The sequence below is a fragment of the Anaerotruncus sp. 1XD42-93 genome (genome assembly GCF_009917605.1).
GTDB lineage: Bacteria > Bacillota > Clostridia > Oscillospirales > Ruminococcaceae > Anaerotruncus.
The window spans coordinates 1-13,526 of record NZ_QZEG01000069.1 but is presented as its reverse complement, the minus strand read 5'-3'; the positions used below and the strand labels follow the sequence as shown (position 1 = coordinate 13,526).

Sequence of the window (13,526 nt, the reverse complement as noted above, 5' to 3'; positions counted from 1 at the left end):
CATTGCGATGAGCGACCAAAGGCTCTGCCTTTGGAAACCGCGATTTTTTGGAAAAAATCGAGTAAAACTTTCGTTTTGGAAAAAAGCGGCACCCAGCCCGGAAGGAAGGGGCCTGCGGGGAGGGGTCGCTGACCCCTCGCTCGCAAGGCAAACTGAGGGAACGCTCCTCGCCATACTCCCAATACCTCACCGATTCCTCCGGTCCCGCATAGGTTGGAACAGCAGGGAATGTTTGAAAAACAGCAGTTTCCCCCGTTTCAAACAGGCCCGGAACATACAGGAGGGATCACAAATGCCACTTATCTACTTAAGCCCCAGCACCCAGGAATGGAACCCTTATGTCAATGGAGGCAATGAAGAATACTACATGAACCTGATCGCCGATGCAATGGTTCCGTTCCTCAATTCCAGCGGAATCCGGTATGTCCGGAACACGCCGGATATGACTGCGGCCAGCTCGATTGTTCAGTCAAACCAGGGCAACTACGATCTGCACCTTGCACTGCATTCCAATGCCGCCCCAGAGGTCGAGGCTGGTCAGAGGCGCGGCACCGAGGTCTACTATGCGCCGATGAGTATGCAGGGAAAGCGTGCAGCTGAGATCATTGCCGACAATCTGCGGGACATCTACCCCATTCCCGATCAGGTCAGGGCCTTGACCACAACGCGCCTGGGCGAAGTGACCAAAACCCGCGCACCGGCCGTTCTGATTGAGTTCGCCTACCACGACAACCCGGAGGATGCCGATTGGATCCGCACCAACATCCCCAAGATCGCCCAGAACGTCGTCCTCTCCCTGACCGAATATTTTGGCATCCCGTTCGTGCCCGCGCAGCCCGCCTACCGAGGGGAGGTCGATGTGCAGAGCGGATGGCTGAATATCCGCTCCCGTCCCAGTACCCTCTCCCGGGTGATCGCCCGCGCATGGGATGGAAACCCCATCACCGTCCTTGGGGAATGGCAGGGCTGGTATGTCGTAAACTATTACGGCAATGTTGGCTATGCGGACAGCCGATATATCAAGCTGATAGAAAGGTAGGCGCACCATGAGCCATTATCCGTTCCAGCTCGAGCCGCTGCCCTATGCCTGTGATGCGCTTGTCCCCTGCCTGGGCCCGGAGACAGTGGCGATCCACCATGACAGGCATCAGGCTGCTTATGTGAAAAATCTCAACAAGGCCCTCGAAAACTGTCCGCAGCTCCACCGCCAGCCCCTGGAAGCATTCCTGCTCAATCCCGGCATGATCCCCGCATCGATCCGGACAGCGGTCTGCCGGAATGCGGGCGGCGTCTATTCCCATGAGCTTTATTTTGACGGCATGACCGGATGCCGAAAATCAACCGGCCCGGTTGGGCGTCTGGCGCAGGCAATCGACCGGTGTTATGGGTCGTTTGAGCGGTTCCACGATGTCTTTACCCAGACCGCCCTCAGCCAGTTCGGATCGGGCTGGGCCTGGCTTGCCGCCTGTCCGGATGGGGGAATCAGCGTCCTTTCCACCTCCAATCAGGAGACGCCCCTCTCCCGCGGGTTGCGGCCGGTCCTCTGTGTCGACGTCTGGGAACACGCCTATTATCTGGACCACCAGAACCGGCGGGAATCCTATCTGGACTGCTGGTGGGGATTGGTAGACTGGGAGTTCGCGGAGGAAAATTTCCTGCCCTGCTGCGGGGGCTCTGCCTCTCGACCCCGCAGCCTTTGACTGCCCCCGCACTGCGAGCCGCAGCGAGCGTTTCGGAGCGCAACCGCCGAAGGCGGCACTTAGCGCGTAGATCGGCGTGCAGAGGCCAACCGCCGAAGGCGGCTCTTGGGCCGGAGCAAAGGCTGGCGAAATTTTTGGTTTAGGGCTTGTTTGAAAATAGAGAAACGGACGGATTTCTCGCATTGGAGCGGAGTAAAAAATTATGAGGATCCCCGCCGTTTGGATACGGCCTCAAACAGCAAGTTAAGCGGGAGTGGGAGCGCCAATACATTTGAAAAAAAGCAAACAGGCCGCAAGGCAAAGCCTTGACTTTACCGCTTTTATCTGTTAAAATAGCATCATCCATTTAAACTCCAAAAGCAGTGACCATGGAAAAGTAGGACCCTTTCTGCTCCACAGAAAGCAGCCGGAAGATGAGAGGCGCGGCAGGCGGGCGGGTCTGAATACACTGTGGTAGCCGCGCACCGAACGGGCCGTCCCCCTGTAGGCTGCGACGGGATGCGCCCGTTAACGCGCCGGAGTATCCGCTGTTTTTGCGCGTACTTGCTGAGGCGGCAGGCTGCGAAGCTGCCGTGAACCGAGGTGGTAACACGGGTTTTCCCGTCCTCTGGAACCATTTTCCGGAGGGCGGTTTTTTTGCCCTCCAAGCCAAAAGGAGGTACCCCTATGTTTGAAAAAATCCTGATGATCCTGCTCTTTTTTGCCGTAACCATCTTTATCGGCCTCTACTGCCGCAAAAATGCCGCCAGCGTCGGGGACTTTGTTCTCGGTGGACGCAATGTCGGCCCGTGGGTTACCGCGTTCGCCTACGGTACCTCTTACTTCTCCTCGGTTGTATTCGTCGGCTACGCGGGCCAGTTCGGCTGGAACTTCGGCGTCGCTGCCACCTGGATCGGCATCGGCAATGCGCTGATCGGCAGCCTGCTTGCGTGGGTGCTGCTCGGACGGCGCACCCGTGTCATGACCAAGCATCTCGAATCCGCCACCATGCCCGACTTTTTCGCCAAACGCTACCGCTGTGAATCCCTCAAGACCGTCTCGTCGGTGCTGATCTTCGTGTTCCTGGTGCCCTATTCCGCTTCGGTCTACAAGGGCCTTTCCGGGCTGTTTGCAATGGCGTTCGGGCTGGATTTCAAATGGTGTGTGATCGGCATCGCAGTCCTGACCGGCATCTATGTGGTGGCCGGCGGGTATATGGCGGCTGCGCTCAACGATCTCGTACAGGGGATCGTCATGCTGGCCGGTATCTCGATGGTTGTGGTTTCGATCCTGAACGGACGCGGCGGTTTCCCGGCGGCACTCGCCCAGCTTTCACAGATTCCAAGCGAGACTGCCCCCAATCTGAACGGCGCGCTTGTCTCGTTCTTTGGCCCTGATCCCATCGGACTGCTGGGAGTGGTTGTCCTGACCAGCCTCGGTACCCTCGGCCTGCCCCAGATGGTACATAAATTCTACACGATCAAAAATGAAAAGTCCATCAAGGCTGGGACCATCATTTCCACCCTTTTTGCCCTCGTCATTGCGGGCGGAAGCTACTTCATGGGTGCGTTTGGACGGCTCTACTATCCGGTTCCGGAGGGCGGCAAGCCGGTCTTTGACAATATTGTCCCTGAGATGCTCGGCTCCTGCCTGCCCGACCTGCTGATCGGTGTGGTCATGATCCTCGTGCTCTCGGCGTCGATGTCCACCCTCTCTTCGCTGGTCATCACCTCCAGCTCCACCTTCACCCTCGATTTCCTGAAAGGGCTGCTCTTCAAGGAGATGGACCACAAGCGGCAGCTCATCTGGATTCGCGCACTCTGTATCTTCTTTGTGGCACTCTCGGTTGTGCTGGCGCTCAATCCCAACAGCCTTATCACCACCCTGATGTCCCTCTCGTGGGGGGCGCTCGCCGGGTCGTTCCTCGGTCCGTTTGCGTACGGTTTATTCTGGAAAGGCGCAACCGCTGCGGGCGTCTGGGCATGCTTTGTCACCGGTATCGGCATCAACCTCTGGAACCTTTTCGCGCCATTCACCGCCCCCACCACCGCCGGCGCCATCTCGATCGTGGCATCCCTGTTTGTCGCCCCGCTCGTCAGCCTTGTCACGCCCAAGCTCCCCAAGGAACATCTCGACTCTGCGTTCTCCTGTTACGATGTAACCGTCTCTGCGCCGCATAAGCATATGCTCAATCAGGTTTCTGAATAGCCGATATAGGCCCATGCGGCGGGTCCAAGGCCGCGCACATACAGGCTCTTTAGAATACTGCCGTTGCTCATTGTCCGGCAGGCGGATGCCTGCGGAGGCAGGGACGATACCGCGGATGGAATTCTCACCTGTCGCGCAAAAGTAAAAAGAGTGGAAAAGGAGGCAAGAAAAAAGCCTCCTTTTCCATTTTGCAGGAATCCGGAGGCCAGAACTTTTAAATCTCTATTGGTTTCCAGTCTTTGATAGGTTCAAAGTGCGTATGCGGGCTGTCAACGCGGCGACCTCCGCTTCGTCCAGCAGGCGGGTAATCGTGGCGGCAGGGCGAAGCTGTGGGTGGCTCCCAAGTATGAATTCCTCCCCCCAGCGGCGCGGCAGGGTGAGCGGGGCGAGCAGAAGCAGGTTTTTCCCGTCCAGTTGGGGAAGCGTGCAGGGGCTGCCCTCTCCCCACACGAGATGCAGGATATCAAAACGTCCATCCGCACGTAAGGCAGATGGGGCGTAGTAATCAAAGCCGGCATTGTCCTCCAGCAGATCGGGGACGCGTTCTTTTTTCGAAAGCGGCAGATGCCGGGACAGTTTGTCAAGTACGGGATCATAGACAAACTTAGGCGCGCCGAATCGCTCGAGCAGCCCCTCCCGATGGAAGAGGTTCTGCAAGAGGGTGAAGAGCAGGAAATTGCTGTCCACCTGCCGGAATGCGGCCTCTACACCCACCCTCCGTTCCAGCGAGAGCAGGATAACCGTCCCTTCCTCCGCCATATTTAACAGCCCCGGCAGGGAGACGAGTGCAGGGTCAAACAGTTCTCCAAAGCCTTCGCAAAATGGAATCACCTGTTTTTCCTGCCGGAGCCGGTCGCGCAACGGCCGGCTTGCCGCAAGCCGGGAGAGCAATCCGGTTGCGAGTGAGCCCATCCCGAATGATGCCATAGCCGGCTCCGGATCGGTCGCAAAAAGGGCGCAAAGACAGTGCGGAAGCGCTTCCGGTCTGTCGAGCAGTTTCTCGACAGGGATACTGCGCCGCTCACATATCAATTCTATAGATTGCAGGCAGGCATTCAGCGTGTACAGAAACCGGCCTGCCAATGCATGATCAGCATCCGCGGAGCCAGCGCCCCGCTCCCCATACCGGCCGATCAGCAACCCGCAGAGACACGCACGAAACGGGTCCAGCTCCGTAAGATGGTTTCCCAGATCCGCTACCAGATGATTGGCCAGCTCGGAGCGCTGCTCACAGAGATCGAGCAGGTCCCGTACGGGCGGTGCAGTGAAAAAAACGGCATCATCCCGGCATTCTGCCACCGAACACGGGGTCGTGCGGACATAGGTATAGAACCGCTCCCACCGCATCCGGTAGCGGTCCTGCCACGATGAAAACAACATCCGCCTCCCCCTTTCCGCCCTAAGAGATCCCTTTGGCGGATCGTTTTCCACCAATGGTGGATATACAAACGGAACCGCGGGCCGGTTCCTGCGGCATTTTCTGCCAAAAAATACAAAATCCCCGCTGTACCGATGCCCTGCCGGCTGTAAACCCCGTCGTATGACAGAGTGGGTACGCTCTCTCAGCGGCCTCATGCTCCCTTCTTCCCCAAGGGGGGGAGGTCTGCAATCCTACGCCGAATCGAAACTCCCTAGATACAGTTATCGGAGTATTTTAGGCAGGGCTGTCGCATACAGCAGGAATCTTTTTATGGTTTATTCGTCCTCTTCCGTGAAGTCGAACAGGTCTTCCAGCCGCTCCATAAAAATCGCGGCAATCTCATCAAATTCAGCCTCATCCTCAATCGCCTCGAGAAATTCTTCGCCGTCATCCATCACCGACTTGAGGATCACCAGCTCGCCGTCATCCTGAAGCGATTCGTCCGGATCGTCGTAATTGGCCACCAGCGCGACGTATTGCCCGCCGTTGTGTTCGATCGAATCGACAATCTCAAATTCGTGCTCCTGGCCTTCGTCATCCACAAGCGTCAGCAGGTCTGGCCCATATTCATTGTCCGCCATATACATGATTCTCCTTTTGCGGCGGCTTATGCCTGTTTTTCAGTGCTGCGCCCTTAGTAAATTCTTTCCGCAATTTACATTACACATAATAATCTATCTTTTGCCAAATGTCAACAACGATTCTTGTCCGTATTTTATATATTTATTTTTTATTGTAACTGTTGATCTTACAGCATGTTTGTGATATAATAAAACAATAAAAAGGAAAGGGGTGATTTTGATGTGTAACGTGTAAGCCAGTTTGCATATTATGGTATGTACATTGGCGGTTGGGTTTGATCCAAATCCGTTGGTTTAGTAAATGGTTAAGAAAATGGATTTACAAGGAGAGGAGATGTAATGATGAAATTTGAGAAAAAATTATACAGCATTGTTCTTGCTGTCGCCATGTTATTTGCTCTTGTTCTTCCGGCTTCGGCCAAGTCAGATGATGAAACGGCCAATATATATATCGCGATTGTGGATGGATATGACAAAGCGGTTTCTGAAGCAGAATTTTTTACAATTAAAGAACAGATAAAAAATGGAACTCTGGATAAAGAAGCATTTATAGAGTCTGCCCTCAAAAATCGTTCTTCCATAGAAGTTTCTTGTTTTCCAGTAGAAATAGTGGCGGCATCTCCTGTTCCTCGAGCAACCACATATTCTTTGACAAAAAACACCATCAAGGCTAAAACGACCACAAAGTATACTGCTACTTCTGGAACGGGATTTTATATTAAGGATGATGGCTCGATTTTAATGGAGGCTACATTTGCAACTACTCCTAAAAATTCAACTGTATCGGGACAAATATTTCCTGATGGAAAAGTGCTAGCTACTAAAGCTATACCTAGCAAAAAAATCCGAGTTGGAATTGCGATTAGCGGAACAGGAGAGTATTCTGTAAATGTTACAAATGGGGATAGTGCCAATTTGGTTATGAATAGTGGTAGTATCACAGTATCCACTTGATGCTAAAAATAAAACGCCGCCGGTATTTTCGGCGGCGTTTTCATAATATTGAACTACAACCGCTTTTGTTGCCAGCAAACGGCCTTTATTGTATATTGCATATATAATTTTATAATAATTGTTGATAATTACCATTGATTTTGTCGTTGATCTGCGCTATAATAAAGCCATAGAAAAAAGGAAGGCGGTGGTTCCGATGTACGATGAGCAGAATAGTCCCGCATCAAAAAATTGGGACTGTGCGCCGGGATGCCGGTTTTAATCCGGAATTCAGAAAACAGGAGATAGAGGTTGCAGTTTGGCGGCTGGAGGGTCGGTCGTAATCGCGGCAACAGAATCCTGAAATAAGCGAATCTATCGTAAATATCCGGAAAAAACAGTCAGAAGCAGGCGCAGAGTCCCAAAGCAGTGAGTGAAAGGAATTTCTATCTCAACAAGACGCATAAACCATCTTGCCGTATAGGTAACAGCGGCCAGTTCGATTTGATGTTACTTGCAGATAGATTTCACATCTTTCAGAAAGGGAATACCGCAAAAACAGGATGGTTTTTCTGTATCAGTTGTGGTAATGGTAAAATCCCATGTGCTAGCTTCCAAAAATAAAATACAACGCCGCCGGTGACAACCGGCGGCGTTTCTGCTTGTTGAGAAACATGCGCTGGTTGCCATCCGTATTCCCAATTGTAACAATTCTGTGGACAGCGATTGATTTTACGGTTTTTTGTGGTATAATAGCTGCAAAACAGCTATTATACCCGAGTTATGGCCAGGACGATGCGCAGGCAGAGCCTGCTTCCGTCCCGATGGCCAATTATACCATATCGCTCCGCGATTATGGTATAATATAGGAACTGTTCGTGTATATCCTGTTCATTCCCGATTCGATGTCTATTACACCAAAATTGTTTTTGGATTACGGAGGTGACTGTCCTATGAAAAAGATCACATTCCTTTTATGCGTAGCCTTATCTGCATTTGTGTGTCTTTCTGCCTGTGGAACCACTAAGCCTGCACCGGTGGAGAGCAGTCAGGTTTCTTCCAATCCCACCCCGATGGTAGAAGGGCCTATGCCTGTCACCCCGCAGGAAATCGAGATTCATAACAACAAAATTGATGAATCTTCGATTGACCTGATCCAGTTCCGCGGTGCGGATGGAGATGCCAAGTACGCTACCATTAAGACCTCTCTCGGAGAGATCAAGGCAGTCCTCTATGCGAAGGAGGCCCCCAGGGCAGTCGAAAATTTCATCGCACTTGCGGAGAAAGGTTATTACAATAATACCAAATTTTACGAAGTCCTTCCCAATGTGCGTGCGGCTGCGGGCGACCCGCAGGGCACCGGAGAGGGTGGGGAGAGCAGTTTTGGTTCCCGCTTTGCGGATGAATACAGCCTCAATCTTTGGCACTTCAACGGCGCGTTGGCGATGGATAACCGCGGCTTGCGCGACACCAATGACAGCAAATTTTACATCATTCAGAATACGATGATCAGTGATGAGCTGCTTCAGGAGATGATGGCAGGCGGATTCCCTGAAAAGGTCATCAACCGGTATGTCAAATATGGCGGTATCCCCAATTATGATTTCAAGGATACCGTCTTTGGACAGGTTGTCGAGGGGATGGACGTGGTTGAAAAAATTGCCAATTCCCCGCGCTCGGAGGAAAATGTCCCCACCGAGGATATCCTCATCGAGAGTATTGTGATCTCTTAGAGCCTGTTCAGCAGCTGAAGTTTTACTCGATTTTTTTCAAAAAATCGCGGGGGCGAGGGGCAGAGCCCCCGCCGCCGCGCATACGCGGCGGAACGCTTTATCCTGGGAAGCGCTTTTTTCGGGTGAATTGGCTTTGGCTTGCAGTCAGAGCCAAGAGGGGGCTTTTTGCAAGAGAAAAAGCCCCCTTGCATAAATAAAATGCTGAATAGGTTCTAAGAAGCCGTATTCACAACCATTCGACATTGTCTGGGCGGGTCTTTCGCCAGCATAAAAATAACGGAAAATGGACAGCAACAGAAAATTCTGTTGCTGTCCATCTTTTTTAGAAACTGCACCATCGGCTGTCAAAGCCTCAAAAATACCGGCATTCTTTGCGGATTTCCAATGTTTCAAAAAATCGTGCGGAAATCTGCCGACAGGGCGTCACAGGAAATCCCTTATCCCTCTGGCAGCTCCCCGGCCTTATACAGCGACTGTGCCGCCAGAATCACCCCGGCTTTTCCGCTGGGCCAGGTAATGCCCCCCTGCATCCATGCGGCATAAGGCTCCCGCATGGGGCCATCGGCAGAAAGTTCAATCGACGCACCCATCGTAAAGGCACCCGCCGCCATAATCACCTGGCTGTCATACCCAGGCATGTCCCACGGCTCGGGGGTGACAAATCCGTCAACCGGTGCGCCCCGCTGCACACCTGCACAAAATGCAGACAGCCGTTTGGCTGACCCCAGCTCCACCGCTTGAATGATGTCGGCGCGCGGTTGGTCGAACCGGGGATAGACCGGGAACCCAAGCTGCTCGAACAGCGCGGCGGCAAACACCGCTGTCTTGACCGCCGACGCAACCACTGTGGGCGCGAAGAACAGTCCCATAAACATCCCGCGGCTTTCCCCCAGTGTGCATCCAACCTCCTTGCCCACACCCGGAGCAGTCAGGCGGCAGGCGCACTGCTCGATCAGGTCGGCCCGTCCGGCGATATAGCCTCCTGTTTTTGCAATCCCGCCGCCCGGATTCTTTATGAGGGAACCGATGATCAAATCCGCGCCTACCTGGGTCGGTTCCTGCTTCTCGACAAATTCTCCATAACAGTTGTCCACCATGAGGATGGCGTCCGGGTTTGCCCGCCGCACCAATGCGCAGATTCTCTCGATCTGGGCGATCGAAAGTGACTCCCGCAGCGAGTAGCCGCGTGAACGCTGCAAATAGGCTACCTTTACCCCAGAAACCGCCTGCGCAATCCCGTCATAATCAGGGGAGCCGTCCGCAAGCAGGTCCAACTGTTCATAGATCACCCCGAATTCCCGGAGTGACCCGCTTCCTCCTTCGACAATCCCCAGTACCGGCTGTAGGGTGTCATAGGGCAGGCCGGTCAGCGAGACAATCCGGTCACCCGGACGAAGAACCCCGAACAGTGCAGTGGTGATTGCATGGGTGCCTGATACAAAGTTGTGCCGGATCAGTGCATCCTCCGCGCCAAAAATCTCCGCAACCACTGCGTCGAGCGTTTCCCGACCGCGGTCCCCGTATCCGTAGCCGGTTGAACCCGCAAAGTGGCTTTCGCTCACATGCTGATGTCCAAACGCCGCGAGTACCTTCGCCGCGTTATATTCGCTGATCTCCTCAATCCGCGCGAATGCCCCTGAGCATCGCTCCAATGCCCGTTCCGCCTGCTCCTGTATGTATGGGCTTACCTCAAAAAAATGCTCGATCATCCGTTATCCCCTTCCCATTCGGCCCTTGCCCAGCGTCCGGCTGGCGAAAAACCGCATCCAATATAAAACGCTTCGAGACCATCGTTTGCCGCCAATACCCACGGCTGCTGTCCCTGCCGATGCGCCGCACCGCAGGTATGCTCGACCACCATGCGTCCATATCCCTGTCCGCGCCAGGCAGGGTCGGTTGCTACTCCAGCCAGTATGGCGCGCCTAGGCGCAAGATAAATCATACTTGCGGTAGAAATGTTTTGATTATCAATTTTAAGTATAAAAATTTGCATCAAACGATGCCGCACCTTGTGGGAGGTCTCCGCCAGCCATGCGTTGTAATGCGCCTGTTCCGCAAACTGCGGGTCGGATTTGCAGAGCAGGCCGAACACATCGGACAGCCGCTCTGCCTCCACAATCTGCCGGTTGGCAGGTTCCAAATCATGTGGCCGGTCCTGCCGCAGAATCGGTGCAGAAAGCAGCTCTCTGCCTGGAAAAACCCGCGCAATCAGCGGTTTTTCCCCCTCTGCCGATCGGCCTCCCGCATGTCGCAAAAACCAGGAGAGTTCTTCCATATCCGCCGATTCTCCTGCCGCGGCGGTAAATCGCCCTTCCAGACGCGATAGTAGGCCAACTGTGCGGTCTTGCGCATCCTGCACAAGCCAGAAATCGACAATCCCGCTTTGTGCACCATAGGTTTGATACTGTGCGTATATTTTGCAGTCAAATATTCCAAATCGTCCACAATTCTGTGTCAGTTCTGCTTCCCACTCCGGGGTGACAAACCGGATCATCCGCCAAATGCGCCATTCAACGCCCGTAACAGTGCAAGCGTATTGTCTGCATCCGAGCGATGGGCAACGCAGGACGGCGTATGCAGATACCGGCAGGGGACCGAAACCGCCAGAACCTGTGCCCCATTTCCGGCAGTCTGCACCGAGCGGGACTCGTTCCCACCGTAGACGCCCGCTTTTGGCTGGCAGGGAATCCCCTTCTCCTGTGCGGTTTCGAGCGCGCGCCGGTAGAGTGCGAGGTCGTAGACGGTACCGCGGTCCATGAACGAGAGGACCGGACCCTTTTTCAGCGCGCAGACCGTCTTTTCCGGCGGGACATCCGGAAGATCACAGGCGGTGGTTGTCTCCACCGCGATCCCAATCTCAGCCCCGATCTGGGCTGCGGCTGTTTTGGCGCCGGTTGTGCCGGTCTCCTCCTGCACAGTAAACGCAAAATGTGCGTCGTATTCCAGTTCCCCTCGGAGCATCTCGATCAGCAGGGCGCATCCAAGGCGGTCATCCAGCGCGCGGCCCCGCAGAAATCCATCCCCCATCTCGCAATAATGGGTGCAAAAAACTGCCCGGTCCCCCAGCGTGACCTTTGCTTCCGCTTCCTCCCGGTTGGAGGCCCCGATGTCAATATAGAGCGCATCCAGTGCCGGTGCTTTGTCCTTCTCTTCCGCGGATTTCAGATGTACCGCCTTGGAGCCGATCACACCGGGCTGCTCTCCAATTCGCACCGTCTTGCCCGGCAAAACCCGCCGGTCGATGCCGCCTACCGTTGTAAACCGCAGAAGGCCGCTCTCCTCGATATAGGTTACGATCAGACCAACCTCGTCCATATGCGCCGAAAAAAGCATCGAATGTACAGGCTCCTGCCGCCCCTTTTTGAACGCGAGGACGTTGCCCAGCGGGTCAACCCGATAGATGCAGTGCCCTTCAATCTGCTTGAGAATCTCGTACCGGACCGGTTCTTCAGCGCCGGATACCCCCGGAAGCCCACAGAGGGTTTTTAACATTTGATCGTCCATCATCCATTCCCTCCAAATGTATCTATCACATAGGCCGCGAGCAGGTCTGCCGCTGCTTCCACATCCGCTGCCGAAACCACCTCAACTGGTGTATGCATATACCGCAGCGGGATCGAAACCATTCCGGTGCGCACGCCGCTCCCCGCAACTGCAACCGCGTCGGCATCGGTGCCGGTCTCGCCGCCCATCACCTCGATCTGGTACGGAAGCCCATGCCGTTTTGCCGTGTCTTTCAGGTCTTCAAACATCCGGTTGTCAAGCACAGGAGCGATCCCGATCATCGGGCCTTTCCCCAGTTCCCCACACTTGTGCTTCGGGGAGTCGGGCGTATAGCCGAACGACACGTCCACCGCGATCGCATGGGTCGGGCGGAGGGCAGCAGCCGCAGTCTTTGCCCCCTGTCCGCCAACCTCCTCAAGGGTGGAGAGCACCGCCGAAACCGAACAGCCAAGCGGTGCGCAGTCCGCCAGCCTGCGGGCAGCCAGAATGACTGCTGCACAGCCGCCGCGGTCATCGATGGATTTTGAGGCTACCCTTCGGTTGAGCAGTTCACATCCCTCTGAACGCACCGAAACACGATCCCCCAGCTGGATCCGCTCCCGGGCGGTTTCCGCGTCCAGCCCAACGTCAATGCTGAATTCCTCCATCTTCGGAATTTTGGACTCGTCCGGGTTCAGGTGGGGCGGGATGGTGCAGACCACCCCTTCCAGAATTCCGTCTTTAGTGTGCACCTGTATCTGTGCAGCGGGCAGGGTCGCGCGGTCAACACCGCCGCAGTTTCCTACCCGCAGAAAACCATTGTCGTCGATATGGGTCACCACCATACCGATCTCGTCCATATGCGCCACCAACAGGATGTGGGGCCTGTCCTCCGGCGCGGTGCATACCCGGCAGATCAGGCTTCCGAGCGGCGTCTGTTCACAGGGTCCACATGCGGAAAGAAGCCCGCGGGCAAGTCCGGCAGCTTTCCCTTCGGAACCGGCTACCCCATGCGCGCCCGCGAGCGTTAAAACAAGCTCTGATGTTGTCATCTGTTGTATCTCCCAAAATGAAAAATTTTATCTTTTGTCCGAAAATTTGTTTGAAATCTTTTGGAAAGGTGGCTTTTTTACTTGCAAAAAGCCCCCTCTTGCCGCTTCACGGCAATTCACCCCTCAAAATGCGCTTCACAGGATAAAGCATTCCGCGCTCTGCGGAGCGCGTCAGGGGTTCTGCCCCTTGACCCCGCCACCTTTGAAAAGGTGGACGAAACTTTTCAATCAGGGTCAGATAAAAGAGCGCTCCCCATCTACCGGGGTGGGGCCTGCGGGGAGGGGTCGCTGACCCCTAGCCCGCAAGGCGCATCCTGCCCGAGCGTCGCGTGAAACGCGCTTCGGGCTGAAAGCCCGAGAAGCGACGGGCGTTGTTTTGGTCTGGAATCCAAAACAACATGCGCCCGGTGACCCCTAGCCCGCAAGGCGCATCCTGC

At 54.8% G+C, this 13,526-nt stretch carries 12 protein-coding genes and 1 other RNA gene; 5 read left to right on the top strand and 8 right to left on the bottom strand.

Annotation, left to right across the window (positions count from 1 at the left end; translation table 11 throughout):
• Positions 1–292 precede the first annotated feature (292 nt).
• The 3 genes from D5269_RS15600 to D5269_RS15590 all read left to right on the top strand — a co-directional run bounded on the left by D5269_RS15600 (position 293) and on the right by D5269_RS15590 (position 3,887).
• Positions 293–1,039: an N-acetylmuramoyl-L-alanine amidase gene (locus D5269_RS15600; protein ID WP_120486726.1), complete on the top strand. Its 747-nt coding sequence runs from the start codon at positions 293–295 to the stop codon at positions 1,037–1,039.
• A 7-nt stretch (positions 1,040–1,046) separates the two neighbouring features.
• Positions 1,047–1,700, top strand: coding sequence for a superoxide dismutase (locus D5269_RS15595; RefSeq protein WP_120486725.1), 654 nt, complete (start codon positions 1,047–1,049; stop codon positions 1,698–1,700).
• A gap of 666 nt (positions 1,701–2,366) precedes the next feature.
• Positions 2,367–3,887, top strand: coding sequence for a solute:sodium symporter (SSS) family transporter (locus tag D5269_RS15590; protein ID WP_016317641.1), 1,521 nt, complete (start codon positions 2,367–2,369; stop codon positions 3,885–3,887).
• Positions 3,888–4,109: 222 nt separating this feature from the next.
• On the opposite strand, the gene D5269_RS15585 is transcribed toward D5269_RS15590, so the two are convergent.
• The 3 genes from D5269_RS15585 to D5269_RS15575 form a co-directional block, all read right to left on the bottom strand.
• Positions 4,110–5,267, bottom strand: coding sequence for a hypothetical protein (locus tag D5269_RS15585; protein WP_147408026.1), 1,158 nt, complete (start codon positions 5,265–5,267; stop codon positions 4,110–4,112).
• A gap of 114 nt (positions 5,268–5,381) precedes the next feature.
• Positions 5,382–5,573, bottom strand: a non-coding RNA gene (gene ssrS, locus D5269_RS15580) — 6S RNA.
• A gap of 9 nt (positions 5,574–5,582) precedes the next feature.
• Positions 5,583–5,888, bottom strand: coding sequence for a DUF1292 domain-containing protein (locus D5269_RS15575; RefSeq protein ID WP_016317639.1), 306 nt, complete (start codon positions 5,886–5,888; stop codon positions 5,583–5,585).
• A gap of 339 nt (positions 5,889–6,227) precedes the next feature.
• Here D5269_RS15575 and D5269_RS15570 point away from each other — a divergent pair, with 339 nt between their 5' ends.
• Positions 6,228–6,842, top strand: coding sequence for a hypothetical protein (locus D5269_RS15570; RefSeq protein WP_120486724.1), 615 nt, complete (start codon positions 6,228–6,230; stop codon positions 6,840–6,842).
• 932 nt (positions 6,843–7,774) lie between these two features.
• Positions 7,775–8,554 (top strand): peptidylprolyl isomerase, encoded by a 780-nt coding sequence (locus D5269_RS15565; RefSeq protein WP_016317637.1) that lies wholly within the window; start codon positions 7,775–7,777, stop codon positions 8,552–8,554.
• Between the two features lie 144 nt (positions 8,555–8,698).
• On the opposite strand, the gene D5269_RS15560 is transcribed toward D5269_RS15565, so the two are convergent.
• From D5269_RS15560 to D5269_RS15540, 5 genes are read right to left on the bottom strand one after another with little or no spacing between them, the layout of a single operon-like run.
• Complete coding sequence (locus D5269_RS15560) at positions 8,699–8,947, bottom strand: hypothetical protein (protein ID WP_147408024.1); 249 nt, start codon at positions 8,945–8,947, stop codon at positions 8,699–8,701.
• Positions 8,948–8,991: 44 nt separating this feature from the next.
• Positions 8,992–10,263: a methionine gamma-lyase family protein gene (locus tag D5269_RS15555; RefSeq protein WP_016317636.1), complete on the bottom strand. Its 1,272-nt coding sequence runs from the start codon at positions 10,261–10,263 to the stop codon at positions 8,992–8,994.
• Entirely contained in the window at positions 10,260–11,048 is a 789-nt protein-coding gene (locus D5269_RS15550) for a GNAT family N-acetyltransferase (RefSeq protein ID WP_120486723.1), read from the bottom strand. The genes D5269_RS15555 and D5269_RS15550 overlap by 4 nt, the downstream gene beginning before the upstream one ends.
• Positions 11,045–12,061, bottom strand: a complete 1,017-nt coding sequence (locus D5269_RS15545; protein ID WP_243126906.1) for a M42 family peptidase — start codon at positions 12,059–12,061, stop codon at positions 11,045–11,047. Before D5269_RS15545 ends, D5269_RS15550 begins: the two co-directional genes overlap by 4 nt.
• Complete coding sequence (locus tag D5269_RS15540) at positions 12,058–13,089, bottom strand: M20/M25/M40 family metallo-hydrolase (RefSeq protein ID WP_120486722.1); 1,032 nt, start codon at positions 13,087–13,089, stop codon at positions 12,058–12,060. The genes D5269_RS15545 and D5269_RS15540 overlap by 4 nt, the downstream gene beginning before the upstream one ends.
• Positions 13,090–13,526: the final 437 nt, after the last annotated feature.